General features: G+C 58.7%; 29 protein-coding genes. 15 read left to right on the top strand and 14 right to left on the bottom strand.

Annotated features, from left to right (window positions below):
* Positions 1-66 precede the first annotated feature (66 nt).
* Together QE453_RS21680 and QE453_RS21675 are read left to right on the top strand one after the other, a co-directional pair.
* Positions 67-948 (top strand): ABC transporter permease, encoded by an 882-nt coding sequence (locus QE453_RS21680; protein WP_004443879.1) that lies wholly within the window; start codon positions 67-69, stop codon positions 946-948.
* Entirely contained in the window at positions 945-1,739 is a 795-nt protein-coding gene (locus QE453_RS21675) for an ABC transporter ATP-binding protein (RefSeq protein ID WP_022556955.1), read from the top strand. The genes QE453_RS21680 and QE453_RS21675 overlap by 4 nt, the downstream gene beginning before the upstream one ends.
* Before the next feature lie 38 nt (positions 1,740-1,777).
* On the opposite strand, the gene QE453_RS21670 is transcribed toward QE453_RS21675, so the two are convergent.
* Positions 1,778-2,425 (bottom strand): LysE family translocator, encoded by a 648-nt coding sequence (locus QE453_RS21670; RefSeq protein WP_004443874.1) that lies wholly within the window; start codon positions 2,423-2,425, stop codon positions 1,778-1,780.
* A gap of 143 nt (positions 2,426-2,568) precedes the next feature.
* Positions 2,569-3,423 (bottom strand): SDR family NAD(P)-dependent oxidoreductase, encoded by an 855-nt coding sequence (locus QE453_RS21665; RefSeq protein WP_004443871.1) that lies wholly within the window; start codon positions 3,421-3,423, stop codon positions 2,569-2,571.
* Positions 3,424-3,736: 313 nt separating this feature from the next.
* Here QE453_RS21665 and QE453_RS21660 point away from each other — a divergent pair, with 313 nt between their 5' ends.
* Positions 3,737-4,960: an argininosuccinate synthase gene (locus QE453_RS21660; RefSeq protein ID WP_309777980.1), complete on the top strand. Its 1,224-nt coding sequence runs from the start codon at positions 3,737-3,739 to the stop codon at positions 4,958-4,960.
* A gap of 53 nt (positions 4,961-5,013) precedes the next feature.
* On the opposite strand, the gene QE453_RS21655 is transcribed toward QE453_RS21660, so the two are convergent.
* The 3 genes from QE453_RS21655 to QE453_RS21645 form a co-directional block, all read right to left on the bottom strand.
* Positions 5,014-6,210 (bottom strand): multidrug effflux MFS transporter, encoded by a 1,197-nt coding sequence (locus QE453_RS21655; protein WP_309777978.1) that lies wholly within the window; start codon positions 6,208-6,210, stop codon positions 5,014-5,016.
* A gap of 5 nt (positions 6,211-6,215) precedes the next feature.
* Complete coding sequence (locus tag QE453_RS21650; RefSeq protein ID WP_006698248.1) at positions 6,216-6,674, bottom strand: MarR family winged helix-turn-helix transcriptional regulator; 459 nt, start codon at positions 6,672-6,674, stop codon at positions 6,216-6,218.
* A gap of 134 nt (positions 6,675-6,808) precedes the next feature.
* On the bottom strand, positions 6,809-7,234 hold the full coding sequence (locus QE453_RS21645; protein ID WP_037090200.1) for a hypothetical protein: 426 nt from the start codon (positions 7,232-7,234) through the stop codon (positions 6,809-6,811).
* Between the two features lie 171 nt (positions 7,235-7,405).
* Here QE453_RS21645 and QE453_RS21640 point away from each other — a divergent pair, with 171 nt between their 5' ends.
* From QE453_RS21640 to ppa, 4 genes are all read left to right on the top strand, one after another.
* Positions 7,406-9,466, top strand: a complete 2,061-nt coding sequence (locus QE453_RS21640; RefSeq protein ID WP_309777976.1) for a M3 family metallopeptidase — start codon at positions 7,406-7,408, stop codon at positions 9,464-9,466.
* Between the two features lie 150 nt (positions 9,467-9,616).
* Entirely contained in the window at positions 9,617-11,440 is a 1,824-nt protein-coding gene (gene typA / locus QE453_RS21635) for a translational GTPase TypA (RefSeq protein ID WP_004443860.1), read from the top strand.
* A 209-nt stretch (positions 11,441-11,649) separates the two neighbouring features.
* A complete protein-coding gene (locus QE453_RS21630; protein WP_006698245.1) occupies positions 11,650-12,156 on the top strand; it encodes a GNAT family N-acetyltransferase in 507 nt (168 codons plus the stop codon).
* Positions 12,157-12,313: 157 nt separating this feature from the next.
* A complete protein-coding gene (ppa, locus tag QE453_RS21625; RefSeq protein ID WP_004443856.1) occupies positions 12,314-12,847 on the top strand; it encodes an inorganic diphosphatase in 534 nt (177 codons plus the stop codon).
* Between the two features lie 6 nt (positions 12,848-12,853).
* Here ppa and QE453_RS21620 read toward each other — a convergent pair whose 3' ends face one another.
* Together QE453_RS21620 and QE453_RS21615 are read right to left on the bottom strand one after the other, a co-directional pair.
* Positions 12,854-13,159 carry a DUF167 domain-containing protein gene (locus QE453_RS21620; protein ID WP_037090205.1) on the bottom strand — a complete coding sequence of 102 codons (306 nt, stop codon included), beginning with the start codon at positions 13,157-13,159 and terminating at the stop codon, positions 12,854-12,856.
* Positions 13,156-13,446 (bottom strand): YggT family protein, encoded by a 291-nt coding sequence (locus tag QE453_RS21615; protein ID WP_004443850.1) that lies wholly within the window; start codon positions 13,444-13,446, stop codon positions 13,156-13,158. The genes QE453_RS21620 and QE453_RS21615 overlap by 4 nt, the downstream gene beginning before the upstream one ends.
* 244 nt (positions 13,447-13,690) lie before the next feature.
* Here QE453_RS21615 and QE453_RS21610 point away from each other — a divergent pair, with 244 nt between their 5' ends.
* Positions 13,691-14,923, top strand: coding sequence for an MFS transporter (locus QE453_RS21610; protein ID WP_004443847.1), 1,233 nt, complete (start codon positions 13,691-13,693; stop codon positions 14,921-14,923).
* Positions 14,924-15,038: 115 nt separating this feature from the next.
* On the opposite strand, the gene QE453_RS21605 is transcribed toward QE453_RS21610, so the two are convergent.
* From QE453_RS21605 to hemC, 6 genes are all read right to left on the bottom strand, one after another.
* A complete protein-coding gene (locus QE453_RS21605; RefSeq protein ID WP_042936033.1) occupies positions 15,039-15,770 on the bottom strand; it encodes a glutamine amidotransferase in 732 nt (243 codons plus the stop codon).
* Entirely contained in the window at positions 15,760-16,248 is a 489-nt protein-coding gene (locus QE453_RS21600) for a TerB family tellurite resistance protein (protein ID WP_004443844.1), read from the bottom strand. The genes QE453_RS21605 and QE453_RS21600 overlap by 11 nt, the downstream gene beginning before the upstream one ends.
* A 14-nt stretch (positions 16,249-16,262) precedes the next feature.
* Positions 16,263-17,879: a heme biosynthesis protein HemY gene (locus tag QE453_RS21595; RefSeq protein ID WP_309777974.1), complete on the bottom strand. Its 1,617-nt coding sequence runs from the start codon at positions 17,877-17,879 to the stop codon at positions 16,263-16,265.
* Between the two features lie 4 nt (positions 17,880-17,883).
* Positions 17,884-19,329, bottom strand: coding sequence for a COG4223 family protein (locus QE453_RS21590; protein WP_309777973.1), 1,446 nt, complete (start codon positions 19,327-19,329; stop codon positions 17,884-17,886).
* Between the two features lie 74 nt (positions 19,330-19,403).
* Positions 19,404-20,144, bottom strand: coding sequence for a uroporphyrinogen-III synthase (locus QE453_RS21585; protein ID WP_244456033.1), 741 nt, complete (start codon positions 20,142-20,144; stop codon positions 19,404-19,406).
* A 4-nt stretch (positions 20,145-20,148) separates the two neighbouring features.
* On the bottom strand, positions 20,149-21,078 hold the full coding sequence (gene hemC / locus QE453_RS21580; RefSeq protein WP_244456032.1) for a hydroxymethylbilane synthase: 930 nt from the start codon (positions 21,076-21,078) through the stop codon (positions 20,149-20,151).
* 73 nt (positions 21,079-21,151) lie between these two features.
* Between hemC and tsaD the strand changes: the two genes are divergently transcribed.
* The 5 genes from tsaD to QE453_RS21555 are packed head-to-tail and all read left to right on the top strand — an operon-like array spanning position 21,152 to position 24,645.
* Positions 21,152-22,249, top strand: a complete 1,098-nt coding sequence (gene tsaD, locus QE453_RS21575; protein WP_035207919.1) for a tRNA (adenosine(37)-N6)-threonylcarbamoyltransferase complex transferase subunit TsaD — start codon at positions 21,152-21,154, stop codon at positions 22,247-22,249.
* Positions 22,249-23,232: an NAD(P)H-dependent glycerol-3-phosphate dehydrogenase gene (locus tag QE453_RS21570; protein ID WP_022556945.1), complete on the top strand. Its 984-nt coding sequence runs from the start codon at positions 22,249-22,251 to the stop codon at positions 23,230-23,232. Before tsaD ends, QE453_RS21570 begins: the two co-directional genes overlap by 1 nt.
* Positions 23,233-23,249: 17 nt before the next feature.
* Positions 23,250-23,543 (top strand): YciI-like protein, encoded by a 294-nt coding sequence (locus QE453_RS21565; RefSeq protein ID WP_004443827.1) that lies wholly within the window; start codon positions 23,250-23,252, stop codon positions 23,541-23,543.
* 6 nt (positions 23,544-23,549) lie between these two features.
* Positions 23,550-23,993 carry an EVE domain-containing protein gene (locus tag QE453_RS21560; protein WP_107340314.1) on the top strand — a complete coding sequence of 148 codons (444 nt, stop codon included), beginning with the start codon at positions 23,550-23,552 and terminating at the stop codon, positions 23,991-23,993.
* A 7-nt stretch (positions 23,994-24,000) separates the two neighbouring features.
* A complete protein-coding gene (locus QE453_RS21555) occupies positions 24,001-24,645 on the top strand; it encodes a methyltransferase (protein ID WP_309777970.1) in 645 nt (214 codons plus the stop codon).
* Here QE453_RS21555 and QE453_RS21550 read toward each other — a convergent pair whose 3' ends face one another.
* The gene (locus QE453_RS21550; protein WP_184288545.1) at positions 24,646-25,014 is read right to left on the bottom strand and encodes a hypothetical protein; all 369 of its coding nucleotides are present in this window, start codon (positions 25,012-25,014) and stop codon (positions 24,646-24,648) included. It lies immediately after the preceding gene.
* A 305-nt stretch (positions 25,015-25,319) separates the two neighbouring features.
* Here QE453_RS21550 and sdhC point away from each other — a divergent pair, with 305 nt between their 5' ends.
* Both sdhC and sdhD read left to right on the top strand, forming a co-directional pair.
* Complete coding sequence (gene sdhC / locus QE453_RS21545; protein WP_004443817.1) at positions 25,320-25,712, top strand: succinate dehydrogenase, cytochrome b556 subunit; 393 nt, start codon at positions 25,320-25,322, stop codon at positions 25,710-25,712.
* Between the two features lie 12 nt (positions 25,713-25,724).
* A complete protein-coding gene (gene sdhD, locus QE453_RS21540; protein WP_004443814.1) occupies positions 25,725-26,105 on the top strand; it encodes a succinate dehydrogenase, hydrophobic membrane anchor protein in 381 nt (126 codons plus the stop codon).
* Positions 26,106-26,109 lie beyond the last annotated feature (4 nt).

The raw sequence follows: 26,109 nt of genomic DNA, 5'->3' as shown, positions 1-26,109 counted from the left end.
CCCGTTTTACGTGGCACGAGACGGTGCCCGTATCCGCCCGATGGCGGCAATAACAAGGACATTACCGTGAGCCAAATCGCCTTCTGGGGTGCCGTGGAGCTGGGACTGGTCTTCGCTTTCGTGGCGATCGGCGTTTACCTCGCTTTCCGGGTGCTTGATTTTCCTGACCTGACCGTGGACGGTTCGTTTCCGCTTGGCGCTGCCGTGGCAGCCGTGCTGATCATCGCCGGTCTGAATGCCTGGGTCGCGACGGCGATTGCGATGGTGGCCGGTGCGGCTGCCGGCATCGTGACCGCCACACTCAATGTGCGTTTCAAGATTCTGAACCTGCTTGCCTCGATCCTGACGATGATCGCACTGTTTTCGGTCAACCTGCGCGTGATGGGAAAGCCGAATGTCGCGCTGCTCAATCAGGACACGATGATATCGCCGTTTTACGGCCTCGGCCTTTCTGAATATCTGGTGCGGCCGCTCTTCGTCGGCGCTTTGGTGCTGATTGCGGTCATTCTCGTCTGGCGTTTCCTTGAAAGCGATGCGGGTCTTGCCATGCGCGCGACGGGTGCCAATGCCCGGATGGCGCGGGCGCAGGGCGTGAAGACCGGTAGCCAGATCTATCTTGGCATGGCGCTTTCAAATGCGCTTGTGGCTCTTGGTGGTGCGCTGTTTGCCCAGACCAATGGTTTTGCGGATGTGACTTCCGGTGTCGGCACCATTGTTGTCGGGCTTGCGGCCGTCATCATCGGTGAAACCCTGTTTGGCGCGCGCGGCATCCTGATCGCGCTGATCGGCTGTGTCTTCGGCTCCATCGCCTATCGTCTCGCCATCCAGCTTGCTCTGTCGAGTGATGTGTTGGGTCTCAAGGCGTCCGATCTCAATTTCGTAACGGCGGTACTGGTGGCCATCGCATTGATCCTGCCCCGACTGCGCCGTGGGGGAGCAACATCGTGATTTCGCTTTCCGACATCCAGGTCGTCTTCGGGCGCGGCACGCCGCTGCAGAAGCAGGCGCTGTCCAAGATAGACCTCACCATTGAGGATGGCTCCTTCGTCACGGTCATCGGTTCCAATGGTGCGGGCAAATCCACACTTCTCGGTGTTCTGGCCGGCGATGTGCTGCCCACGGCAGGCAGGGTGATGATCGGTGGCGCCGATGTTACCCGCAAGCCGACCGCCAGCCGGGCGGGGCGGGTGGCACGCGTGTTTCAGGACCCGCTGGCGGGCAGCTGCGGCGCGCTTACCATCGAGGAAAACCTCGCGCTAGCGGCATCACGTGGTGAACGTCGCGGTCTTTTGCCCGCGCTCGGACGTGGCCGGCGGGATTTTTTCAAGGAGCGTATCGCTTCGCTCAATCTCGGTCTGGAAAATCGTCTGAAGGACCGCATGGACCTTCTGTCGGGCGGCCAGAGGCAGGCGGTCTCGCTCGTCATGGCGACACTATCAGGCTCGGACGTGCTTCTATTGGACGAACATACGGCAGCGCTCGATCCTGGCATGGCGGAATTCGTGATGGAATTGACCCGCAAGGTGGTATCGGAGCGCAAGCTGACGACGCTGATGGTCACCCATTCAATGCGTCAGGCGCTGGACTATGGCACGCGCACGATCATGCTGCATGCCGGTGAGATCGTGCTCGACGTTTCCGGCGACAGCCGCAAGGATCTTGAGGTGGAGGATCTGATCGACATGTTCCGCAAGATACGCGGCCAGAAGCTCGATGACGATGAGTTGCTGATTGGTTGATTCTAAAAAAGGCGCCGTAAGGCGCCTTTTGTTTGCCGTCAGCGCGCCTGCGTGAAGAAAATCTTCACGGCGAAAAGCGAAAAGACGCCGGCGATCGTATAATCCAGTCCGCGCAGAATCTTCCGGTTGCGTTGCAGCCAGGCGGAGAGAACATCTGCGGCGATCACGATGCCGATGCCGATCGGCAGTGCGACGATGATTGACCAGATGCCGAGGAAAATCAGCTTGCCGGTCACATGCGGATCAGATGCGCTGACGAATTGCGGCAGGAAGGTCATGAAGAAGATGATGATCTTCGGGTTCAGCAGGTTGACCCAGATGCCGTTCAGCAGGGCGGATTTGAGGGAGGCCTGCGCTTTTTCGCCGGTGCCTTTGACCATCACGAAATCCGAGCCCTTGCGGATCGCCTGAATGGCGAGCCAGACAAGATAAGCGGCTCCGCCGGTCTTCAGGATCATGAAAGCCGTCGGCGAGGCGACGATGAGGGCGGCGACACCGAAGGCGACCAGCATCGTGTGCACGGTGATGCCGATATTGGTTCCTACCAGGGTCATGAAGCCCGCCGCCCGGCCTTCGCGCAGGGAGCGGCTGATCCAGAGCGTCATGTCCGGACCCGGTGTTACCGCCAGGAGAAGGATGGCGATGGTGAAGGCGATCAGTGTTGGCAGGCTTGGAACGAAATCCATCGCGGCACCCGTAAAGCTGGAGAGGGCCGTTGTTTAACGTGATTGCGGATTTCTGCCAATGTTTTTGAGTGGCGGCCCTAGCGCAGTGGTGGATTAAGCAGGGCGGGGCACCGCAATTTTCAGATCGCGGCGGCCCCTTGGCGTCAGTTCTTGAGAAAGCTGGTGAAGGCGGCGGAATATTCCGTGTGCCAGCGTGAGAGCGGCGGGCGGTTCTGGACGATATCATAGGCCGCCCAGAGAATGCGTTTCTCGTCCGTCGGGCGGTCAACCTCGCCATCCGGGCAGAGAATGTAGAAATCGCCCCGGCCGATGCTTTCGAGCATGAACTCGATGGTCTGTTCGCCGGTCCAGGCGCCTTCCGGTTTTTCCGTTCTGCCGTGGGCTGTAAGGCCCGTGAAGACGAAGCCGGGGATGAGGAGATGGGCGGAAACTCTACCATTTGGAACATTGCGCAACTCGTGTTGAAGCGCTTCCGTGAAGGTTTTGACGCCTGATTTCGAGACATTGTAGGCGGGATCGCCGGGAGGCGTGGTGATGCCCTGTTTCGAGCCGGTGTTGATGATGAGTGCCGGCTCACCATGGGCGATCATGCCCTGACCGAAGACACGGCTGCCATTCACAACGCCCATCAGATTGACGCTGATAATCTTTTCCCAGTTGGCCTGGGGACCGAAAATGGCGCTGCCAGGCTGGATGCCGGCATTGTTCATGAGGACGTGAACGCGCCCGAAACGCTGAATTACGGCGCGTTCCAGCGCCTCCAGCTCATCGAGTTTCGAGACGTCGGTCGGGATCGCAACGATTTGCGCCTCGCCGTCCCGGGCAAGTGCCAGAACGTCCGCATGCGCGGCGGCAAGTTTCTCGCCATCGAGATCGACGAGCACGACACTCATGCCGAAACCGGCGAATTTGCGGGCGGCGGCGAGTCCGATGCCAGAGGCCGCACCTGTTATGACGGCGACATTATCTTCCTTGAATGCGGGGTGGATGGTCGTCATAGGTTTCTCCTTCGCGTCGTTTCTGCTGTTTCCAGCGGTTTGCAACGTTGCCTGAACCTGAGTGGCTTCATTCACGGTTTTCAAGTCGATCGCGCCGCTTCATCATAAAGCGCGAATTTTCTAAATGCATGTGACAACGGCTTCGTTCCCCTCGGTGTAGCTGTCGTCACGTGCGTCACGCGTGTCCATCAATTGTTTTGTCGCTTATCTCACGGAAAAGCGCTTCACACATTTCGGGTTGCACTGTAAAAGTGCCGAAATCCCAAGGAAATGGCGGTGTCCCGATGCCGTCATCATGCAGATGGACATCACTATGGCACTCCCGAAAGACGTTAAGAAAGTCGTTCTCGCCTATTCCGGCGGCCTCGACACCTCGATCATTCTGAAATGGCTTCAGACGGAACTCGGCGCTGAGGTCGTTACCTTCACCGCCGATCTCGGCCAGGGCGAAGAGCTTGAGCCGGCACGCAAGAAGGCCGAGATGCTGGGCATCAAGGAAATTTTCATCGAGGACGTCCGTGAAGAGTTCGTGCGCGATTTCGTGTTTCCAATGTTCCGCGCCAACGCCGTCTACGAAGGCGTCTATCTGCTCGGCACCTCCATTGCCCGGCCGCTGATTTCCAAGCACCTGATCGAAATCGCCAGGAAGACCGGCGCCGACGCCATCGCCCATGGTGCGACCGGCAAAGGCAACGACCAGGTGCGTTTCGAGCTTTCGGCCTATGCACTGAACCCTGACATCAAGATCATCGCCCCGTGGCGCGACTGGACGTTCAAGAGCCGTACCGACCTCCTGAACTTTGCCGAACAGCACCAGATTCCGGTTGCCAAGGACAAGAAGGGCGAAGCGCCGTTCTCCGTCGACGCCAACCTGCTGCACTCCTCTTCCGAGGGCAAGGTTCTAGAAGACCCGGCGGTGGAAGCTCCTGAATATGTGCATATGCGCACGATCTCCCCGGAAGCCGCTCCCGACAAGGCAACCGTCATCAAGGTTGGTTTCCGAAAGGGTGATGCCTGCTCGATCAATGGTGTCGAGATGTCGCCTGCGACGCTTCTTGCCACGCTCAACAATTATGGCCGTGAAAACGGCATCGGCCGTCTCGATCTGGTCGAGAATCGCTTCGTCGGCATGAAGTCGCGCGGCGTTTACGAAACGCCCGGCGGTACCATCCTTCTTGCCGCGCATCGCGCCATCGAGTCCATCACGCTCGACCGGGGTGCCGCGCATCTGAAGGACGAGCTGATGCCGCGCTACGCCGAGTTGATCTATTACGGCTTCTGGTTCTCGCCGGAGCGCGAAATGCTGCAGGCCCTGATCGACAAGAGCCAGGAGCATGTGGAAGGCGAAGTGACGCTGAAGCTCTATAAGGGCAACGTCATGGTAACCGGCCGCGAGAGTGCCAAGTCGCTCTACTCCGACGCGCTGGTGACCTTTGAGGACGACCACGGCGCTTATGACCAGAAGGATGCTGCAGGCTTCATCAAGCTCAATGCGCTGCGTCTTCGCACGTTGGCAAAGCGCAATCTCAGCAGGTAATTCTGTTCTTGAAAAAATAACGAAACCCGCTGGTGGTGACACCGGCGGTTTTTTCATGTCGCTCTTCTGGAGACGATGCGGAAGCCGATGTAGCTGGCAACGGCCGTGAATTCCATCATGGGAATGATGACGCCGAAGCCGGTCAAAGGTGAACCGATGAGGGAGGCTGCAGCGCCGCCGGCGAAGCCCGATCCCATCTGGATAAATCCCATCATGGCCGATGCCGAACCGGCGATATGCGGGAAGGGCGCAAGCGCTGCTGTCACCATCGAAGGGGTCAGCAGGGCGATGCCGACAGTCGCGACTGCAACGGGCCCCATGATCGAAAGGAACGATGGCGGCATCAGGAAAACCGACAATAAAATAAGGACGCCGCCGGTTCCGGAAAAACAGAGGCCGATCACGACCGAGCGCCGGTCACCCAGTCGGGGCGCGATGTAACGCAGGGCAATCGAGCCGAAGAAGTAGGCGCCTGTCTGCATCAGCATGCCGATGCCGAAGGCGGTGGGTGTCATGCCGACCTCGTTGATAAGGATGAAGGTCAGCATGGTGGCCTGCGCATAAAGCGCGCCGATGGAACCACCGAGCACCAGTGCAGCCAGAAGGAAACGTGGCGCGCTGAGCAGCGTGCCATAGGCCGACAGGAGCCGCCTGGGCCGGATCAGGCTCCTGTCCGGAACCGTTGTTTCCCGCAAAAAAATCACGACGGATAAAATGGCGATGGCTCCGAGGCCGACCATCAGAAAAAACACGGATTTCCAGCCGAAAGCCGCGAGTGAAAGTCCACCGATCGTCGGTCCGAGGGCAGGGCCGACCGCCAGCATGATACCAATGAGATTCATGATGCTGGAGGCTTCGGCGCCGGTAAACTGGTCGCGCACCACGGCACGCGCCACCGTCATACCGACCGAAGCACCGATGCCCTGAACCAGCCGGGCGAAAAGCAGCACTTCGATCGTCGGCGCGGAAATGGCCACCAGGCCGCCGCCCAGAAAGATCAGGAGGAAGACGATGCTTGCCTTTCGCCGACCGAAGGCATCCGATGCCGGCCCGGCGAGCAGTTGCGCCAGCGCGAACCCGGCAAAATAGAGGGACAGGCTGAGCTTGACGGCGGACTGGTCAGTGGCAAAAACCCGCGTTAGTTCCGGCATGGCGGGTGTGTAAATCGCCATGGATATGGGCGCAAGCGCCGTCAAAAACGCACCAAGCATCGCCGTGCGTTTCGTGGACATGATCGGTTTTGGCGACATGGTGATCAGCCGTTCTGCCCCGGTTGTTCCGGCTGCAGATTGTCACGAAGGGTTTGCAGAAAGTGGCGGAACAGCGCCACCTCCTCGTCATTCAGGCCCTGGGTGGCGTGGCGGACGAGTTCATCTATTTCCTGCCGGACGGCTTCCAGCATGTCGGCTGAGGATTTGGTCAGCACAATACGCTTGGAGCGTCTGTCCTGCGGGTCCTGCTGCCGCTCGATGAGATCGAGGGACTGCAACTTATCAAGATAGGCGCAGATCGTCATGGGTTCTATTCCGAGGCGAGCGGCGATGTCCGACTGTTTGCTGCCGTCAACGACAGCGACCGTCAGCAATGCGCGCGCCTCGCCGGGGGTCAGGCCCAGTCCGGCCTCGGATATACGGCGCTCAAAAGCACTGTTCAGCAGGCGTGCACCGCTGTTCAGCAGAAATGCCAATGAATCTTTTTCGCGTTTCGTGCCCATGCTTCGCCTTTTCGTAAGTCAGCCTTACTAAAATCCGGGCGATAATCAATGGTACACAAATCATATTACCGAAAATCGAGTAAACTATATGTCACTTCCATTGCGGTGTGCCCCGCAACGCGGTTCAGGGGCCGTCACGCCAAAGCAAAAAAAGACAGAACGTCCTGCATTTTTTCAACCTCGTCTGCGGTGCCGATGGAACGGGCAATTTCAGCTCGGTCGGAAAAATAGGTCAGGAAGTCGAATTCCGTGTCCTCGGTCACATCAGCTATGTCGATGACCTCACCGCTGGCACTAAGGGTTTGTGCCGGAAGTTCGGACGAAAGTTCAAAAAGGGTGTCCTGGCTGATTTTTCCCGCATGGTAATAATCTCGGGCGATTTCGCGCAGGTCGCGCGGGCTGATGCGGGTAAAATCTATCCCTCTTACCGTCTCTTCAAAGCCTGAGGCTGCATCGGATTTTCCGGCCTTGCCGAAATCGGCAATGCCCACGGATCTTGCGTTTCTGGAATTGTCCCTGAAAAGGAAATTATTAGAGGCCCTTAAAGAATAAATCTCCATAATACATATCTCCGTCATGGGATATTATTTAAAGAAGCAGACCATGATGTCGTCATATCGGTCAATACTTGGAAATGAAGGCGAGTGCGTATTCCACACCAAATTCCGATATTGAATTGGCGGCGGCGGCGTGCCCATATGGCTAAACCGGAATTGTACGAGGAACATGAAATGCCATCTGAGACCGCGCTTTATCCCGCACTCGTTCACTGGAACGGTCACAATGGTCTGCCAAAATTCGATGCAGTCAGGGATGAGGATTTCGCTCCGGCCTTTGACGCCGCACTTGGTTCCCATGAGCAGGAGATCGATGCGATCGCAGCCAATGTCGAGGCGCCGACATTCGCAAACACTGTAACTGCGCTTGAGGTCGCGGGTGACGATCTTTCACGCATTTCGGCGCTGTTCTGGAACAGGGCAGGAGCGAACACCAATGGCGTGATCCAGGCGCTGGAGCGGGAGATTGCTCCGAAAATGTCGCGGCACTATTCTAAGATCGGCATGAACGCGGCTCTGTTCAAGCGCATCGATACCTTGTGGGAAAAACGCGAGACACTTGGGCTGACGGGTGAGGAAAACCGTGTTCTCGAACGGCACTGGAAGGGTTTCGTGCGCTCCGGCGCGAAATTGCCGAAAGACCGGCAGGAGCGGCTGGCGGCGATCAATGAGGAGCTGGCCGGTCTCGGTGCAAAGTTCGGGCAGAATGTACTAGCGGATGAAAAGAACTGGAAGCTCTTGCTTTCCACGGAAGAGGAACTTGCCGGCATTCCCGGTTTTCTGCGCGACGCAATGGCGGGTGCGGCCCGGGAGCATGGCGAGGATGGCAAGTTCGCCGTCACCCTTTCCCGTTCCATCATCGAGCCCTTCCTGACATTTTCCGAACGTCGAGACCTGCGTGAACAGGCCTTCAAGGCATGGGTGGCGCGCGGTGAAAACGGTGGCGAGACCGACAACCGCGAGATCGTCCGCCGCACGCTTGAACTGCGCGGGGAGAAGGCGAAGCTTCTCGGTTATGCGAATTTCGCCGCCTACAAGCTTGACGACACGATGGCAAAGACGCCCGATGCCGTGAACGGCCTTCTGGGGCAGGTCTGGGAAAAGGCCGTTCGCCGCGCGGGTGAGGAGGAGGCTGAGCTTGCCGCCATCATCGCCGCGGAGGGCAAAAACCACGACGTTCTGCCATGGGACTGGCGACATTATGCCGAAAAGCTCCGCGCTCAGAAATTCAATTTCTCCGAGGCGGAACTGAAACCTTATCTGCAGCTGGAAAAGATCATTGAAGCCTGCTTCGATGTGGCCGGGCGGCTGTTTGGAATTCGTGCCGTCGAGGTCAAGGGTGTCGCCGCCTATCACCCGGACGTCCGGGTTTTCGAGATCCGCGACGACCAGGGCGATCTGAAGGCCATGTTCCTCGGCGATTATTTCGCGCGGCCCTCCAAGCGATCAGGCGCATGGATGAGTTCGTTCCAATCGCAGCACAAGTTGCCGCTGAAAAATGGTACGGTCGGAGAAATCCCGATCATCTATAATGTCTGCAACTTCGCCAAACCGGCCGAAGGTAAGCCCGCGCTTCTTTCGCTTGACGATGCGCGTACACTCTTCCACGAATTCGGCCACGCGCTGCATGGCATGTTGTCCGATGTCACCTACCCCTCGGTGTCGGGAACGGGCGTATCGCGCGATTTCGTCGAATTGCCCTCGCAGCTTTACGAGCACTGGCTGACTGTGCCGGAAATCCTGGAAAAATACGCCCTGCATTATGAAACCGGTGCGGCAATGCCGAAGGCGCTGCTGGACAAGGTTCTGGCCGCACAGACCTTCAATGCCGGCTTCAGCACGGTGGAGTTTACCTCTTCGGCGATTGTCGACATCGCGTTCCACACGCGCGACAGCGTCGACGACCCGATGGCCGTGCAGGGTGAGGTTCTTTCAACGCTCAACATGCCTGAATCCATCGTCATGCGCCATGCGACACCGCATTTTCAGCACGTTTTCTCCGGCGACGGTTATTCCGCTGGATATTATTCTTACATGTGGTCGGAAGTGCTGGATGCCGATGCCTTTTCCGCCTTCGAGGAAACCGGCAATGCCTTCGATAGCGATATGGCGCGGCGGCTGAAGGACAACATCTACTCCGTCGGTGGTTCCGTGGATCCCGAGGAAGCCTATCTCGCCTTCCGCGGCAAGATGCCGAGCCCGGACGCGATGCTTTCGAAGCGCGGTCTCCTATAAGAGACTGTCATATTTCTGAGCTAGAAGCTGAGCGCAGGGGGCTTATGACATGAGCCCCCCTTTCGCATTTGCAAAAAAAAGGTTATGAGCGCGCCAAACTAAATTGGCGTTTCTCATCAATATAGCGCCCAACCTCAGAGATTTTGAACAATGGCACTTCGCAACATCGCGATCATCGCGCACGTTGACCATGGAAAAACGACGCTTGTTGACGAGCTTCTGAAGCAATCCGGTTCGTTCCGTGAAAACCAGCGCGTGATGGAACGCGTGATGGATTCCAACGACATCGAAAAAGAGCGCGGCATCACCATTCTCGCCAAGGCGACCTCGATCGAGTGGAAAGATACCCGCATCAACATCGTCGACACCCCCGGCCACGCCGACTTCGGCGGTGAAGTCGAGCGTATCCTGTCGATGGTGGATGGCGCCATCGTTCTCGTTGACGCTGCCGAAGGGCCTATGCCGCAGACGAAGTTCGTGGTTGGCAAGGCGCTGAAGGTCGGCCTTCGCCCGATCGTCGCCATCAACAAGATCGACCGCCCGGATGCCCGCCATGAGGAAGTCGTCAACGAAGTCTTCGACCTTTTCGCGGCTCTGGATGCAACCGACGAGCAGCTCGACTTCCCGATCCTCTACGGCTCGGGCCGTTCCGGCTGGATGAACGTCAATCCGGAAGGCCCGACTGATGAAGGTCTTGCGCCGCTTCTCGATCTCGTCGTCAAGCACGTGCCGGAGCCCAAGGTCGAAGAGGGTCCGTTCCGCATGATCGGCACGATCCTCGAAGCCAACAACTTCCTCGGCCGCATCATCACCGGCCGTATCGCTTCCGGTTCGATCAAGCCGAACCAGGCGGTCAAGGTTCTCGGCCAGGATGGCAAGCTGATTGAAAACGGCCGCATCTCCAAGATCCTTGCTTTCCGTGGCATCGAGCGCACCTCGATCGAAGAAGCCCATGCAGGCGACATCGTCGCCATCGCAGGTCTCTCCAAGGGCACCGTCGCCGACACGTTCTGTGACCCTGCCGTCATGGAGCCGATGCAGGCGCAGCCGATCGATCCGCCAACCGTTACCATGTCCTTCATCGTCAACGATTCGCCGCTCGCCGGCACCGAAGGCGACAAGGTGACGAGCCGCGTCATCCGCGACCGTCTGTTCAAGGAGGCCGAAGGTAACGTTGCGCTGAAGATCGAAGAATCCGCCGACAAGGATTCCTTCTTCGTATCTGGCCGTGGCGAATTGCAGCTGGCGGTTCTGATCGAAAATATGCGCCGCGAAGGTTTTGAGCTTGCCGTTTCGCGTCCGCGCGTCGTCATGCACAAGGATGAGAACGGCCAGCTGATGGAGCCGGTCGAAGAAGTTGTCATCGACGTGGATGAGGAGCATTCCGGCGTCGTCGTGCAGAAGATGTCCGAGCGCAAGGCCGAAATGGTCGAGCTTCGCCCCTCCGGCGGCAACCGCGTCCGTCTGGTGTTCTTCGCGCCGACCCGTGGTCTGATCGGTTACCAGTCGGAACTCCTGACCGACACGCGCGGTACGGCCGTCATGAACCGCCTGTTCCACGACTACCAGCCTTACAAGGGCGAGATCGGCGGTCGCGTCAACGGCGTTCTGCTGTCGAACGAGTCGGGCGAAGCTGTTGCCTATGCTCTGTTCAACCTCGAAGATCGCGGCCCGATGATCATCGATGCCGGTGAGAAGGTTTATGCAGGCATGATCATCGGCATTCACAGCCGTGACAACGACCTCGACGTGAACGTGCTGAAGGGCAAGAAGCTCACCAACATCCGCGCCGCCGGCAAGGATGAAGCCGTGAAGCTCACCCCCCCGATCAAGTTCACGCTGGAGCGCGCGCTTTCCTGGATTCAGGATGACGAACTCGTTGAAGTCACGCCGAAGTCGATCCGTCTTCGCAAGCTCTATCTCGATCCGAATGACCGCAAGCGTTTCGAAAAGGCAAAGCTTGCTGCCAGCTGATCGGTTCGATCCCTGTTTCGAAAACCCGGCCTTGCGCCGGGTTTTTTTATGCATTCTTTTTTATGTGTGCATGAGTCGAAAGGCGCTTTGCCAAAGGTTAAGGATGCGTTAATTTTTTCTGGTCGTCCACATGAATAGGCTGTGGGTAAGCTTGCCGGCGTTAACCTTTATGACTGGTAAGTTTCCGTGGCCGGGGCCAGAATCGCGTTATGAAAACGTTATCCATCGATGTTCGCCGTGCTGAACCGCATGATGCGCGCGCCATATCCGAGGCGCACCGTCTGTCGTGGCAACAGGCCTATGCCGGGCTTATCCCGCATCGGCCGTTGACGCAGATGCTTGAGCGCCGTGGCGAAATCTGGTGGAAAAAGGCAACCAAGGGTTCCGCAACCATGCTGGTGGTTGAAGTGGCGGGCGTTGTTGCCGGCTACGCGACGCTGGGCCTCAGCCGGGCGCGCGGACTGCCGCATGACGGCGAAATTTACGAACTCTATCTCCGTCCGGAATATCAGGGCATCGGCCTCGGATCACTGCTTTTCACGGAAGCGCGCCGGTTGCTGACCTCGCTTGGCTGCAACGGTATTGTCGTCTGGTGCCTTGAGGACAGCGATGTAGCCAATCGCTTTTTCCGCTCGCATGGCGGGCGCGACATTGCCGAAGGCATGGAAGATTTCGGTGGCAAATCACTTCGCAAGGTTGGTTTCGTCTGGAACTGACGGCGCAAATTCCGGGATTGTCGTTTCGCGTCCGGTCGTGACCGCATCGCTGGCACCCAATTTATCCATTATGCCTTATATGCCCACAGCCGTGTTGCAATGCGCAGACTTTCCCAGTATCGAAAACCAAATCCAACCCGTCGAATGAGGGAAGCGAATGCGTATCGATGCAATTTCCGTAGGCAAAAATCCGCCGGAAGACGTTAATGTTATCGTTGAAGTGCCGGTCGGTGGACACCCGATCAAGTACGAGATGGACAAGGATGCCGGTGCGCTGATCGTTGATCGCTTCCTCTACACGCCGATGACCTATCCGGGTAACTATGGTTTCGTACCGCACACCCTGTCCGACGATGGCGATCCGATCGACGTTCTCATCTGCAACACCCGCCCGCTGGTACCGGGCTGCGTCATCAATGTTCGTCCCATCGGCGTGATGATCATGGAAGATGATGGCGGCAAGGACGAGAAGATTCTGGCGGTTCCGGTTCCGAAACTGACCCGTCGTTACGACAAGGTCAATAATTACACCGATCTTCCGGAAATCACGCTGAAGCAGATCGAGCACTTCTTCGAGCACTACAAGGATCTGGAGCCCGGCAAGTGGGTGAAGATGGGCGGCTGGCAGGATGTTGACGTCGCCAAGAAGCTGATCGTCGAAGCCATCGAGCGCTACAAGGCGCAGGGCTGATCTGGTCTAAAGCTTTTTCAATCGGTCTTCAAAATCCTCCGGGTCGGTGTCGATCCGGAGGATTTTTTTGCGCGCTGTTTCGCCCGAAACGAAGCTGATGGCGGTTTTGGGTACGCCAAGTTTCTTTGCCAGCAAAACAGTCAGGGCCTTGTTCGCCTTACCGCCTTCCGGCACGGCGCTGACCCGGGCCTTTAGCTGCGCGTTTCCGTCCGCATCCAGCTCGACTCCATCAATCGCGTCCCGCCCGCCATTCGGCGTGAGGCGAACGGAGAGCCGGATATGATCACCGTGTTTTTGCCAGCAGCCGTTCACGCGAACATCGGGTACAGCGTGTTCCACATGAAGGAGCGGATGAAGAAGATGATCAGGAGCACGATGATCGGCGAAATGTCGATGCCACCGAGATTGGGCAGAACGCGACGGATGGGGCGCAGAACCGGTTCCGTGACATTGAACAGAAAGCTGCCGATGGCGTTCACGAACTGGTTGCGGGAATTGATGACGTTGAAGGCGTAAAGCCATGAAAAAATGGCGCTGCCAATCAGCACCCAGGTATAGAGGTTCAAGGCCAGATCGATGGTCTGAAACAGGGCAAGCATCAATATCTCCGTATCTTGGTTGCAAGACATTTAGACATTCGTCGCTGAACCGGCAAGTGTTGCGCCGAATCGTAATCATCACCGGTTAGATCCACCTGCTGTGATCGTGGTCTAACTCATAACCGGGCGGCAGGATTTCACGCAAAAACCGCTCACACTTTGCGCGATCGCGATGGTGAGGGCTGGTGATTCCTGTCATATCGCTTTATTGCCATCACACATTTTCTTCGCGAGCACCCAGCCGATGTCTCTTCCTTCTGCCGAAAACCGTTTCGGTGCATTCCGGCATTCATCCTATCGACGTTTCTTCAGCGCCCGGTTTTTTTCGGCCTTTGCCATACAGATCGTCAGTGTTTCGGTTGGGTGGCAAATGTATGAAGTGACCGGCAATGCCTTTTATCTCGGCCTGATCGGTCTTTTCCAGTTTCTGCCGTCCCTTCTCTTGATCCTTGTTACGGGAACGGTTGCCGACCGTCACAATCGCCGGCGTATTATGGCCATATGCCTGATGGTTGCGGCGCTCTGTGCCGTCGCTCTTCTGGCGCTGACACTCACGCACAGCTTTTCCCCTTGGCCGGTCTTTGCCATTCTTGTCGTCTTCGGCATAGAGCGCGCTTTCATGGGACCGGCGGTCCAGTCGCTGGCGCCCAATCTCGTGCCGGTGGAGGATTTGCCGAACGCCATCGCCTGGAATTCTTCTTCCTGGCAGATGGCCTCCATTCTCGGTCCCGTTGCCGGCGGCCTGCTTTATGGTCTCGGCGCCTCCGTTGCCTACAGTGTGGCGCTCGTGCTCTTTATCGTCTCCGCAGGACTTGCGGTGGCGATCCGCAAGCCGGAGCAACGCGGCCCGGCAAAGGCGATCAGCCTCGAAACCATGCTCGCCGGGTTTAAATTCATCTCGCAGGAAAAGATCGTCCTCGGTGCAATATCGCTCGATCTCTTCGCGGTGTTGCTGGGTGGCGCGGTTGCATTGATGCCGATCTTTGCCAAGGAAGTGCTGACGCTCGGCCCGTGGGGCCTCGGGCTTCTGCGCGCGGCGCCCGGTATCGGCGCCATCACCGTCGCCGTTATTCTGGCATTCAAGCCCATTCGTCACCATGCCGGCCTGCTGATGTTCGCTGGCGTTGGCCTTTTCGGCGTTTCAACCGTGGTCTTCGGACTTTCGCAAACCGCGTGGCTGTCCATCGCCGCGTTGGTAGTCATGGGCGCATCGGACATGGTATCGGTTTATGTGCGAGAAACTTTGATCGCGCTTTGGACACCGGATGAGGTACGGGGGCGTGTGAACGCGGTGAACATGGTCTTCGTCGGCGCATCGAACGAACTGGGTGAGTTTCGTGCCGGCACCATGGCTCATGTTGTGGGTGCCGTTCCAGCCGTTGTCATCGGCGGGGCTGGCACGCTCGCCGTGGCGGTCATCTGGGCGCTCGGCTTTTCCAAGCTGCGCAAGATCGACAATCTCGACGCGCCGCACTGACAGCCATTGGTCTCAGATCGTCTTGGCTTTTCTTCGAAGCGCAAAAACGATCCAACTTTTTGTTTTCACGGATTATCCGGACGTAAAGCCGCAGCGCATCTTTACCGGAAATGCTCTAGCGCTGCGCCTTGCCCTCAAAAACCAGATCGAGAAAATTGCTGAGCCATGCCCTGAGCGGGGTATCGAACAGCATGCGGCCTTCCAGATGCTGGCTGCCCACCTGGGCATTGGGCATGCCGAAACGCTGCGCGCCGCGCACCACCCAGCTATGCATCATGGCACGGGTCAGTTCGGCGTGAAACTGCAGGCCCCAGGCATTTTTTCCATATCGATAGGCCTGGTTGGGGTAGGTCTCGCCCGATGCCAGAAGTTCGGCTCCACGCGGCAGCTCAAAGCCTTCGCGATGGAAGTGATAGACCATCTTCGGCCAGTGCGGCATCAGAAGCCGCCCATGTTCGGTGGCATGGAGCGGATACCAGCCAATCTCCACCTTGCCGTCCCTGTCGGCTTCCACCCTGCCGCCCAAATGTTTGGACAACATCTGCGCACCGAGACAGATGCCGAGAAAAGGCTTGTTTTCCTTCAGCGGCACTTTCAGCCAGTCGATTTCGGCTTTGACATAATCATGCGGATCATTGGCGCTCATCGGGCCGCCGAAAATGATGGCTCCGGCGTGTTTTTCCAGCGTCTGTGGCAGGTCATCGCCGAGCGCGGGGCGCCTTATATCCAGACGATACCCTTTTTCCACCAGCATCTGGCCGACGCGACCGGGCGTGGAGCGTTCCTGATGCAGGACGATGAGCAGTGAAGGTTGTTGTTTCTGTTGCCTGGAGGGGTCAAACAGCATCGTCTTCGTTTTCGCTTTCTTCAGCGGGTCCGGACCTCGTGGCGGCCTGCTGACGTTGCAGGACCCTGTCGCGCACGGAAACACCCAGCAGATCCGCGACACGCCAGATCACATGGTCTTCCATCTCGCTTCGTTCGCCGTCAGCGTAAACAATATCCCATAATATGCCAATAAGCTCCACGCGCTGATCTTCATCCAAGTGGCGACGGATATCGGTGGTAAAGCGGTAATAATCGACGGCTTCCTTGCCGGCCTCCTGGCCGGCGGCGAGCAGGGCATCAAGCTTGCCGCCGTCGAGATGGTAATATTCATGCAGAATTTCGCGAAGACGATCACGCTCGCTTTTCGAGATGGTGCCATCGGCTTCCATGACCTGAAAACAGAGGGCGGCTACCGCCACCCTCAGATCATCGGGACTGAAATCACCTGCCTGCGGGCCGACGAGGTTCTGAATAAACGACTGTATTTGCTGGAACATCGATAGCCTGCTCGTCAGAAGAGTTTGAGCCGTGTCTTGGGTTCGGCTTCCGCGCCGGGTTTCTTCACACCCGGATCATCTGGCGCACCGCCGAAAAAGGGCACTGCTTCGGCCTTTTCATTCGCCGCTTCGGTTTCCACCGGCGCTTCGATCGTGACGGGCTTTTTCTCCGTCGGAGCCGAAACACTCGGTTTTACCTCTATGGGCTCAGCCGAAGCCCGCTTTGGCTCCGCACGGGTCTCGGGCGCGGTTTCCACGACGACCGTCTTTACCGTCGGTTCGGTCCTTGCGGGTGCTGCGGCAATCGCGTTTTCGATTGTCAGATCTTCAACAGGGCCTTCCAGCTGCCCGAAAGGCGCTTTCCATTCGAAGGCATCGAGACGACCCGTGACAGGCGAGACCGGCAGCCATTTTTCAGAGACGATACCGTCGGCGACCCATGCCGGATCACGCGGCGCGCGCAGTGCCTGCGCCATCCAGTAGCGCACACGGCCCTGATCCCCGGTTTCGGCCTCCTCGATATCGGCCATCAAGAGGAAGATGCTTTCGCGCGGCTCGATCCGGGCGGCGGCCTCGGCCTTCGCCCGGGCCTTGGCGAATTCCTTGGCGTCGAGCGCCGCCTGCGCCACTGCAAACAGGGATTCGATGTTGTTGGGCTTCAGACTTTCAAGCCGCTCTGCCCGCTTCAGACGGTCGATGGCGGTATCGCCGCTGCGGGCGCGTACGTAAAGTTCGGCGATCTGCGGATGCGGATCGTTTTTCCAGACGGGTTCAAGAATCGCGGCGGCCTTGCGCAGATTGTCTTCGCGCAGGTAGGACTTTGCCGCGATAAGCGCTGCCGGGACGAGGCCTTTTGCAAGCTTGAGAGCGTGCTTCGCGTCCTCGCGCGCACCTACCGGGTCGCTTTCCAGTTTCTCGCCGGCCTTGGCAGTGAGAAGCACGGCTTTCAGCCGCTCCGCCTCGCCGCGTTCGATGACGCTGGCCGCCTTCTGCTGATCAAGCAGACGGATGGCATCGTCCCACTGCCCATTGCGGCATCGGTTTTCCAGCGTCGCCTGTGCCGCCCATGGCAGATAGGGTGCTTTTTCCGCGGCGTCCTCGGCATATTGCTGGGCGGCTTCGTAAGCGCCCTGACGACGTGCCTCGATATAGAGGCCGCGAAGGCCGAGTTCGCGCGTTTCGGGATCACGCGCCATGGCCTCGAACTTACGGCGCGCCTCATCATATTTGCCTTCGATGAGATCGGCCTGTGCATCGAGCAGGTGAATTAGCGGCTCCTGATCGGCACTCAGTAGTCCCTGCGTGCGGGCCGTCATCTTCCGTGCAAGAATGGCATTGCCAGCGCCAGCGGCGATGAGGCCAGTGGAGAGCGCCTGATAACCGCGGTCGCGCTTGCGCGCGCGGAAATAACGACGGGCGGCATTAGGCGAAGTCCATACGGCGTTGACGATCCACCAGAGCAGCATGGCAGCAGCGATGAGCGCCGCGATGATGGAGGCTGCGACCATCAGGCTCATTTCGATCAGCCGACCTTGCCAGACGATGGAAAGGACGCCCGGCCTGTCAGCCAGCCATGAGAAACCGAAACCGAGGGCCAGAACGATAACGGCGAAAGTCAGAATTCTGGTCATGCCCTTACCCCTGCCTGCGGGTGCTGGTGATGGCGCGGTTCAATGTGCCGCCGACCAGATTTTCGACCTCGATGCGCGCATCCAGCGATTTCTTGTAATCGGCGGATGCCGTCTTGGCGGCATCGGGAAGCCCGTTCCACTCAAGTGCCGCGCCCTGCAGATCGCCGTTGCGCAGCTTGTTTTCCATGCGCGCGATCTGGGCTTCTGGGGTCTCGCCCTCGATATTTCCGACAGGGCGTACCTTCACCAGCGAAAAGGCGCTTTCGGTCAGGCGTTCCATAATGCCCTGATTGGGGTCGGGCTGGTTTATGGCTGAGAGCATCGCATTGGCGACATCGGGGAACTTCTGCATCAGCTCCGAGCGTGATGGTACGCCGGTTGCGGCGAAGGATTGCAGCGATGCGATGGCCGGATCGTCGGGTGTTACTTTGGACAGCGTGTCGAGTTCCGTCAGGAACGGCCCACCGCGATCGATCGCGGCCTTCAGCGCGGCGGAAGCGATGGCGCGGGCGACTTCGATATCGTCGCGCGGCTCGTTGATTTTGGCTTCCGCATCCGCAAGACGGCGTGTCAGTTCCGCCGTCGCCGATGCCTGCGCGGATCGCTCCGACTGGAGGGTGGATTCCAGCGCGGCGATTTTTTCCGACAGCCCATCCACCTGCGGGGTCTCACCCTTTGCGCCTTCGAGGGTTGCGATGCGCTGTTCCAGCGCCGAGGTGTCGGAGGCTGGCGCATTGGCAAGCTGCTGGCGCAAGCTGTCCAGATCGGTTTTAAGGGCAGCGATTTCCTCGCTTCCCGCCTTGCCTGCATTGAAGGAGGGCAGGATGCCTGCATATTGCATGCTGCCGGCGGCGGCGAGCGCCACAAGGCCGCCGACGATACCTGCCGCGATCAGGCCCGAGGTCGCCGCCTGTTTGCTTTCGACCCGCTGCGGTATGGAGGGCTTTGCCGGTCCTGAGGACGAGGTCGCGGTCGAAGGCTTTGCCGTGGTGGCGCCGCCGGATGCGCTGGTGGAGGCTGTGGATCCGGAGGCGGGCTTTGCTCTTGCAGCCGAGGCAGCGCTCGTGTGGGCGGTGCCTGTCGAAGATTTAGTATCGGCTTGAGGCGGAGCGGAGGAGGGCGAGACAGGCGTTTTCTGTCCGTTATCCAGGTTCTCCGCCTTCGGTGTCGCCGCCACGGCGTCCGCTTTCCCGACATTGGGCTCGGGCTCGAGAGGGGGTCTCTTTGGCTGATCCCATATCGGTGCGGCATTGCTTGTTGCGGTTGCTTCCGATCTGATATCCGAAACTGCGGAATCCGCTGCGGTCTCCGGGGTTTTGTCACCGGGCTTTTTGTCGGTCTCGGCGGCATCCACGTCGGCGGAAACTGCTTTCACGTCTTTGGCGTCTAGGTCGATAGTGACCGGTTCGGCTTTGGACTTGGAGTGGCGTGGCGGCTTTCCCGATACCATGACAACCTCATTTCTGCCTGCAGTACTCTTAAACCTAGTCAGTGACGGCGGCAAAGGAAAGAGGCGAGCTCGAATTAGGTTCCAGAGTTGCGGTGCAGAAGTTCAAACATTGCAGCCTCGCTCGGCTCTTTGGCGGCAACCGCGTTTACGCGGAAGATTTCCGGAACGAGAGAAAACACGTTGCGGCTGATGCAGATGAATTGTGTTCTCGCCAACGCCTTTTCGTATTTTTCTGTCGATACATGATGGAAAAATGCCCGCGCCGCTTCCGATGAATAAAGCAGGACCACATCCGCCGCGTTTTTCACCAGGGCCGTTTCGAGCACAGTTTCAGGAACGTTGCAGGGCAGCATCTCGTAACAGTCGACCGTTTTGAAGGCAATGCCGGCGGCGGCAAGGCCTTCCTCGAAGACGGCGCCACGGGGTCGGCCGGCGAGATAAAGCAGGGGTTCTTTCTCGGAAAACAGGGCCGCGCGTTCAGTCACCAGCGCGTTCAGACTTACGGCGTCGCCGGAAGCGGTGAGAATGTGTTTGAAACCGATTTTTTCCGCCGCTTCAGCCGTTGCCCTTCCGACGGCGAACAGCGGTTTTGACAGATTGGGAACCAGCCGGTCTCGTGATGTCTCCAGTGCCCGCAAAGCCTCTGCGCTGGTCACGGCGATGGCCGCCATTGGGTGCGACAGCGCCGAGATGGCGCGCTCGTGATGATGGACGGGATAGAACAGCGGCAGTAGCGCCGGCGTGTGGCCGAGCGCTTCGAGTTTTGCGGCCGTCCTTTCGCCCGAACGCTGCGGCCGGGTGACGACGATCCGCATTGGCTCAGCCCCAGCCTTCGAAGAAACTGCTGCCTGCCTTGGCGCGTACCTCTTCGCCGGCCTGTTGGCCCAGTCTCGCCGCATCCCTGCGGTTGCCGGAGATTTCGATGCCATGGCTCGTCTGGCCATCGGGGGTGAGGATGAGGCCGTAAAAATGCAGTTCCTCGCCGTCACAGGTGGCATAACCGGCAATCGGCGTGCGACAGGAGCCGTCAAGCGCCGCCAGAAAGGCGCGCTCACAGTTCACTGAATCATGAGTGGGCCTGTCGTTTATGGGCGCGAGCAGTTCGTCCATGCGCGTATCGCCGATGCGGCTTTCCACGCCGATTGCGCCTTGGGCTGGAGCGGGAGGGAACTCCTTCGGGTCAAGAATTTCCGTCGGAACGGTGTCCTTTCCGAGCCGCTTCAGGCCCGCAAGGGCAAGAAGTGTCGCGTCCGCCTGGCCTTCCTCCAGCTTACGCAGCCTTGTATCGACCTGACCGCGAAAAATGATCACGCTCAGATCCGGCCGCAGGCGACGGATCAGCGCCTGGCGACGCAGGGATGCGGAGCCGACCACGGCGCCATGCGGCAGTTCGAGCAGCTTTAGCGCGGTGCGGCCGATGAAGGCGTCGCGTATGTCTTCACGCGGCAGGAAGGCGGACAGATAAAGGCCTTGCGGCAAAACGGTCGGCATGTCCTTTGAGGAATGCACGGCCATATCGAGTTCGCCTGACAGTAGCTGGCTTTCCAGTTCTTCGGTAAACAGGCCCTTGCCGCCGATTTCGGACAAGGCGCGATCGGTTATCCGGTCGCCCTTGGTGGATAGCACGACAATTTCGAACATGTCTTCCGGCAGACCATGCGCCGCCATCAGTCGGTTGCGCGTCTCATAAGCCTGCGCGAGCGCCAGCGGGCTGCCGCGCGTGCCGATTCGGAAAGGTTTTGTTTGCATCCGCGTCTATCCATTGTTACCGGAGTTGTCTTAGACCAACTCCGCGCATGATCGCAATGAACGAACAGATGTGATGACCCCCTTTCTTCGTATCCTCGGCATAGAGACAAGCTGTGACGAAACCGCTGCATCCATTGTGGTTCGGCATGCGGATGGGCGCGGCGAGATCGTCTCCGACGTCGTTTTGTCGCAGCTCGAGGAACACAGCGCCTATGGCGGTGTGGTGCCGGAAATTGCCGCACGGGCCCATGTCGAGGCGCTGGATACGCTTGTGGAAGAAGCGCTGGAGCAGGCGGGCGTGACCCTTGCCGACGTCGATGCCGTTGCTGCTACCTCCGGCCCCGGGCTGATCGGCGGCCTGCTGGTGGGCTTGATGACGGGCAAGGCCATCGCAAAAGCAGCAGGCAAGCCGCTTTATGCGATCAACCATCTGGAAGGACATGCACTGACGGCGCGCCTCACCGATGGTCTATCTTTTCCCTATCTGATGCTGCTCGTGTCCGGTGGCCATACTCAGCTGGTGCTGGTGCGTGGCGTTGGCGATTATGAGCGCTGGGGCACCACCATCGATGATGCGCTCGGCGAGGCCTTCGACAAGACCGCGAAACTTCTCGGCCTGCCCTATCCCGGGGGCCCTGCGGTTGAGAAGGCGGCGGCAAAGGGCGATCCCGACCGCTTTCCGCTTCCTCGTCCGATGGTCGGCGAGACCAGGCTCGATTTTTCCTTTTCCGGCCTGAAAACGGCGGTACGGCAGGCGGCGACCGCGATCGCGCCGCTGTCCGAACAGGACATTGCCGATATCTGCGCATCGTTCCAGAAAGCGGTCTCACGCACACTCAAGGACCGGATTGGCCGTGGCCTTGCCCGTTTCAAGCAGGAGTTTCCGCATATGGAAACCCAGCCTGCCTTGGTCGTCGCAGGCGGCGTTGCGGCCAATCAGGAAATCCGCCAGACGCTGCAGTCGCTTTGCGATACCCATGGCTTTCGTTTCGTTGCGCCGCCGCACCGGCTCTGCACCGATAATGCGGCCATGATCGCATGGGCCGGGCTGGAGCGAATGGCCGACGGCCGAGAAGCCGATCCGCTGGAAATCCCGCCGCGCTCGCGCTGGCCGCTCGACGGCAGTGCGGAGACATTGATCGGTTTCGGTAAAAGGGGAGCCAAGGCCTGATGCAGCGGGAGAAAATCGTCGTCATCGGCGCTGGCGCCTTCGGAACTGCGCTTGCCGTCGTCATCGCGCTGGAAAACCGGCACGACGTGATCCTGCTCGGCCGCGATCCATCCCTGATGGCCGACCTCAGGAGCGACCGCGTACATGAGGCGGCGCTGCCTGGCGTCGAACTGCCGGATGTGCTTGAATTTTCCGCCGAGCCGGATGTTCTGACCAGTGCCGGCATCGTCCTCTTTGCGATGCCTTCGCAGGCTCATGCCGATGCGGCTCGTCATTATCGTCCTTATCTGGCTAATGACTCGATCGTCGTTACCTGCGCGAAGGGTATCGACCGGAGTTCCGGTCGGCTGCTCACGGAACTTCTGGAAGCGGAATTGCCCCGTCATCCGATCGCGGTTCTCTCCGGTCCGGGCTTCGCGGCCGATATTGCGCGAGGTCTACCGACAGCCATGGCGATTGCGGCGGAAGATGCAACAATAGCCGAGCGGCTTGCGACCACGATCTCCGGCAAGACCTTCCGGCTTTATGCCTCGACAGACCGCATCGGCGTGCAGCTTGGCGGCGCACTGAAAAATATCCTCGCCATTGCCGCCGGCATCGTTGAAGGCGCGGGCCTCGGCGATTCCGCCCGGGCGGCGCTGATATCGCGCGGGCTTGCCGAAATGTCGCGTCTCATCGTTGCCATGGGCGGCAAGGCCGATACGGTACGCGGCCTCTCTGGTCTTGGCGATCTGGTGCTGACCGCCACCAGCCACCAGTCGCGCAACCTGCGTTTCGGCATCGCGCTTGGCCGCGGTAACGGCAAGGACATGTCCGGCGGGCTGGTAGAGGGTGCCTTTGCGGCCGCCGTCGCCGCCCGGCTGGGAGAAAGTCACACCGTGGACATGCCAGTTACCGAAGCGGTGGCCGCTATCATCGACGGAAATCTGGATGTGGCGAGCGCCATGCAACAATTGATGACACGGCCCATCACAACCGAATAAGGCATAAGGAGACGAAAATGCTGTTCGCTTTTATCTGCAAGGACAAGCCCGGCCACCTGAACGTGCGCATGGAAACGCGCCCGGCGCATCTGGAGCATCTGAACAGGCTCAATTCCGAGGGCACGCTGAAGATCGCCGGGCCTTTTCTCGACGCCGAAGGCAAGCCGAATGGCAGCCTCGTCATCGTGGAAGCCGCCGATATCGATGCGGCCAAGGCTCTTGCCGAAGCCGATCCCTATGCAAAGGCTGGCCTGTTCGAAAGCGTGGACGTGAAGCCCTATAACTGGGTCTTCAACAATCCGGGAGCTTGAGCGGGCATGGCGAATTATTGGCTTTACAAGTCCGAGCCGTTCAAATGGTCGTGGGAGATGCAGAAGGCCAAGGGCGAGGCGGGCGAAGAGTGGACCGGCGTGCGCAATTATCAGGCGCGCAACAACATGCGCGCCATGAAGATTGGCGACAAGGGCTTCTTTTACCACTCCAATGAGGGACTGGATGTTGTCGGCATCGTCGAAGTCTGTGCGTTGTCGCATCCGGACTCGACCGCCGAAGGTGATCTGAAGTGGGATTGTGTCGACATCCGCGCCGTCTGCGATATGCCGCAGCCGGTTTCGCTAAAGGATGTTAAGGCCAATCCGAAGCTGGCGAATATGTCGCTTGTCACCTCCATGCGGCTTTCCGTGCAGCCGGTGACGGAAGAGGAGTATTTTGAGGTCTGCCGCATGGGCGGGCTCGCAAATCCTCCGAAATCCCCGGATTGAAGCGTCGGTGAGGACCGATCCCGAACGCTTCATCCTCGACAATACCGGCATCATGCATCCGCCTCATGTGCCGGAACTCTCCCTTCATCTCGCGACCGAAGCGCATGAGCTCTGGCTGAAGACGGAAGAGGAACTGGAGCAGATTGGCTTGCCGCCGCCTTTCTGGGCTTTTGCCTGGGCCGGCGGGCAGGGTCTTGCCCGTTATGTGCTCGATCACACGGAAAGCGTAAGCGGCAAGCGTGTGGTGGATTTTGCCAGCGGCTCCGGGGTGGTTGCCATAGCTGCTGCAAAGGCCGGCGCTGCGACCGTGCTTGCCGCCGATATAGATCCGTGGACGGAAACGGCTGTTCGTATGAATGCAGGCCTGAATGGGGTTGATATCGGCTTTACCCATGCCGATCTGATCGGCCGTGCCATTGAGGCTGATGTCCTGCTGGCAGGAGATGTCTTTTACGACCGGGCCTTTGCGGATCTCCTCGTGCCATGGTTTATAAACCTGACTGACCGGGGCGTCAGCGTTCTCGTTGGAGATCCAGGCAGGGCCTACCTGCCGAAACAGCGTCTTGAGACCCTCGCGACCTATCATGTTACCGTCAGCCGTGCACTGGAAGACAGCGAAGTGAAGAAGACCACCGTCTGGCGCTTCCTCTGATCAGGGGCGAATAATGCAGACACCGTGCTGGTAAACGCAGGCATCATCCGCATTATCGGTATTCACGGTAATGATTTTTGCTCTGGGCGCCGGCAATAAACGGGGTCCGGTCGTGGCAATCTGCGGCGATATTCCGCTGCCGGTCGCGAAATAATTGCCGTTCCCTCGAACTCTTAGCGCGGAAATGCTTCCGACATAGGTGCCCCCAGGCAGCGTGGACGGCAGGCCGTCAGTTGAAAAGCTGACTTGCGATTGACTGTGACGATAGGAATTCTGACTATGAAAATCGCCCGCCAAAGAGGGCAGCGCGTAAGTTGAAATCCCGCCTGAAACGATCATGACCAAGGCAACGATTCGGTGCTGTAACATGAGCTTCATGCTCCGGTTTTTTGAGTTAACCATTCGTAAATTACACCTTTTCGGAATTACGTAAAGGTAAATATTTTGAGGGCGTAAATCTTGGAAACGCTCGATTTTTTATTTTCATGCAAAAAAATTCCAAAAAAAATCCGCGAACCAATCGATTAAATTGGAATCCGCCATGAAATGTGCTTGTGGTGATGCGCCCATGTGATTAAACGTCGCGGTTGGTGCAATGCACATTCTTTCGTCATGTGCTGTTGCTTGGGGGCGTCCTGTCTTGTGGACGCACGGGAAAACGCCGCGAGGTTCTGATGGCGAATGTGACAAATAACCGGCCTCTGTCGCCGCATCTTCAAATCTACAAGCCGATTCCGACGATGGTGGCCTCCATCATCCACCGCGTAACCGGTGGCGCGCTCTATTTCGGTACGCTCCTGGTCGCCTGGTGGCTTATCGCGCTGGCATCCGGTCCAGCTTATTATGACTGGGTCAGCTGGGCGATGGGCACCATCATCGGCAAGATCGTTCTCGTCGGCTACACCTGGGCGCTGGTTCACCACATGATCGGCGGCCTGCGCCACCTGATGTGGGACCTCGGGCACGGCTTCGAGAAGCACTTCACCACCAAGCTGGCAAAGGCCTCCTTCGTGGCGTCTATCTGTCTGACCGCGCTGATCTGGGTCATCGTCCTGATCGTGCGCTGAGGAGATACTTACATGGATATGCGTACACCTCTCGGGAAGGTTCGCGGTCTCGGCTCCGCCAAGGAAGGCACCGACCATTTCTGGCGCCAGCGCCTGACGGCCGTTTCGAACATTCCGTTGCTGACCTTTTTCGTTGTCTTCCTGATCAAATATGCCGGCGCGCCCTATCCGGAAGTCGTCGCTGCGCTTTCCAACCCGCTCGTCGCTGTCATCATGGCTCTGGTGCTGGTCTCCGGTCTCATCCACATGAAGCTCGGCATGCAGGTCATCATCGAAGACTACATTCACGCCGAAGTTCCGAAGCTCGTTCTTCTGATGCTGAATACATTTTTCGCGATCCTCATCGGTGGCCTGTCTGTCTTCGCCATCCTGAAAATCGCATTCGTAGGATAAGTTC

The sequence above is a fragment of the Agrobacterium sp. SORGH_AS_0440 genome (assembly GCF_031453135.1).
GTDB classification, from domain to species: domain Bacteria; phylum Pseudomonadota; class Alphaproteobacteria; order Rhizobiales; family Rhizobiaceae; genus Agrobacterium; species Agrobacterium pusense.
Note: the sequence above shows the minus strand (reverse complement) of the source record. Positions and strands in the feature narration are given on the sequence as shown.

Coding starts and splice junctions, on each gene's coding strand:
- QE453_RS21670 (WP_004443874.1), bottom strand. CDS start 2,425: ATGGATTTCGTTCCAAGCCTGCCAACACTGATCGCCTTCACCATCGCC.
- QE453_RS21665 (WP_004443871.1), bottom strand. CDS start 3,423: ATGACGACCATCCACCCCGCATTCAAGGAAGATAATGTCGCCGTCATA.
- QE453_RS21660 (WP_309777980.1), top strand. CDS start 3,737: ATGGCACTCCCGAAAGACGTTAAGAAAGTCGTTCTCGCCTATTCCGGC.
- QE453_RS21655 (WP_309777978.1), bottom strand. CDS start 6,210: ATGTCGCCAAAACCGATCATGTCCACGAAACGCACGGCGATGCTTGGT.
- QE453_RS21650 (WP_006698248.1), bottom strand. CDS start 6,674: ATGGGCACGAAACGCGAAAAAGATTCATTGGCATTTCTGCTGAACAGC.
- QE453_RS21645 (WP_037090200.1), bottom strand. CDS start 7,234: ATGGAGATTTATTCTTTAAGGGCCTCTAATAATTTCCTTTTCAGGGAC.
- QE453_RS21640 (WP_309777976.1), top strand. CDS start 7,406: ATGCCATCTGAGACCGCGCTTTATCCCGCACTCGTTCACTGGAACGGT.
- typA (WP_004443860.1), top strand. CDS start 9,617: ATGGCACTTCGCAACATCGCGATCATCGCGCACGTTGACCATGGAAAA.
- QE453_RS21630 (WP_006698245.1), top strand. CDS start 11,650: ATGAAAACGTTATCCATCGATGTTCGCCGTGCTGAACCGCATGATGCG.
- ppa (WP_004443856.1), top strand. CDS start 12,314: ATGCGTATCGATGCAATTTCCGTAGGCAAAAATCCGCCGGAAGACGTT.
- QE453_RS21615 (WP_004443850.1), bottom strand. CDS start 13,446: ATGCTTGCCCTGTTTCAGACCATCGATCTGGCCTTGAACCTCTATACC.
- QE453_RS21610 (WP_004443847.1), top strand. CDS start 13,691: ATGTCTCTTCCTTCTGCCGAAAACCGTTTCGGTGCATTCCGGCATTCA.
- QE453_RS21605 (WP_042936033.1), bottom strand. CDS start 15,770: ATGCTGTTTGACCCCTCCAGGCAACAGAAACAACAACCTTCACTGCTC.
- QE453_RS21600 (WP_004443844.1), bottom strand. CDS start 16,248: ATGTTCCAGCAAATACAGTCGTTTATTCAGAACCTCGTCGGCCCGCAG.
- QE453_RS21595 (WP_309777974.1), bottom strand. CDS start 17,879: ATGACCAGAATTCTGACTTTCGCCGTTATCGTTCTGGCCCTCGGTTTC.
- QE453_RS21590 (WP_309777973.1), bottom strand. CDS start 19,329: ATGGTATCGGGAAAGCCGCCACGCCACTCCAAGTCCAAAGCCGAACCG.
- QE453_RS21585 (WP_244456033.1), bottom strand. CDS start 20,144: ATGCGGATCGTCGTCACCCGGCCGCAGCGTTCGGGCGAAAGGACGGCC.
- hemC (WP_244456032.1), bottom strand. CDS start 21,078: ATGCAAACAAAACCTTTCCGAATCGGCACGCGCGGCAGCCCGCTGGCG.
- tsaD (WP_035207919.1), top strand. CDS start 21,152: ATGACCCCCTTTCTTCGTATCCTCGGCATAGAGACAAGCTGTGACGAA.
- QE453_RS21570 (WP_022556945.1), top strand. CDS start 22,249: ATGCAGCGGGAGAAAATCGTCGTCATCGGCGCTGGCGCCTTCGGAACT.
- QE453_RS21565 (WP_004443827.1), top strand. CDS start 23,250: ATGCTGTTCGCTTTTATCTGCAAGGACAAGCCCGGCCACCTGAACGTG.
- QE453_RS21560 (WP_107340314.1), top strand. CDS start 23,550: ATGGCGAATTATTGGCTTTACAAGTCCGAGCCGTTCAAATGGTCGTGG.
- QE453_RS21550 (WP_184288545.1), bottom strand. CDS start 25,014: ATGTTACAGCACCGAATCGTTGCCTTGGTCATGATCGTTTCAGGCGGG.
- sdhC (WP_004443817.1), top strand. CDS start 25,320: ATGGCGAATGTGACAAATAACCGGCCTCTGTCGCCGCATCTTCAAATC.
- sdhD (WP_004443814.1), top strand. CDS start 25,725: ATGGATATGCGTACACCTCTCGGGAAGGTTCGCGGTCTCGGCTCCGCC.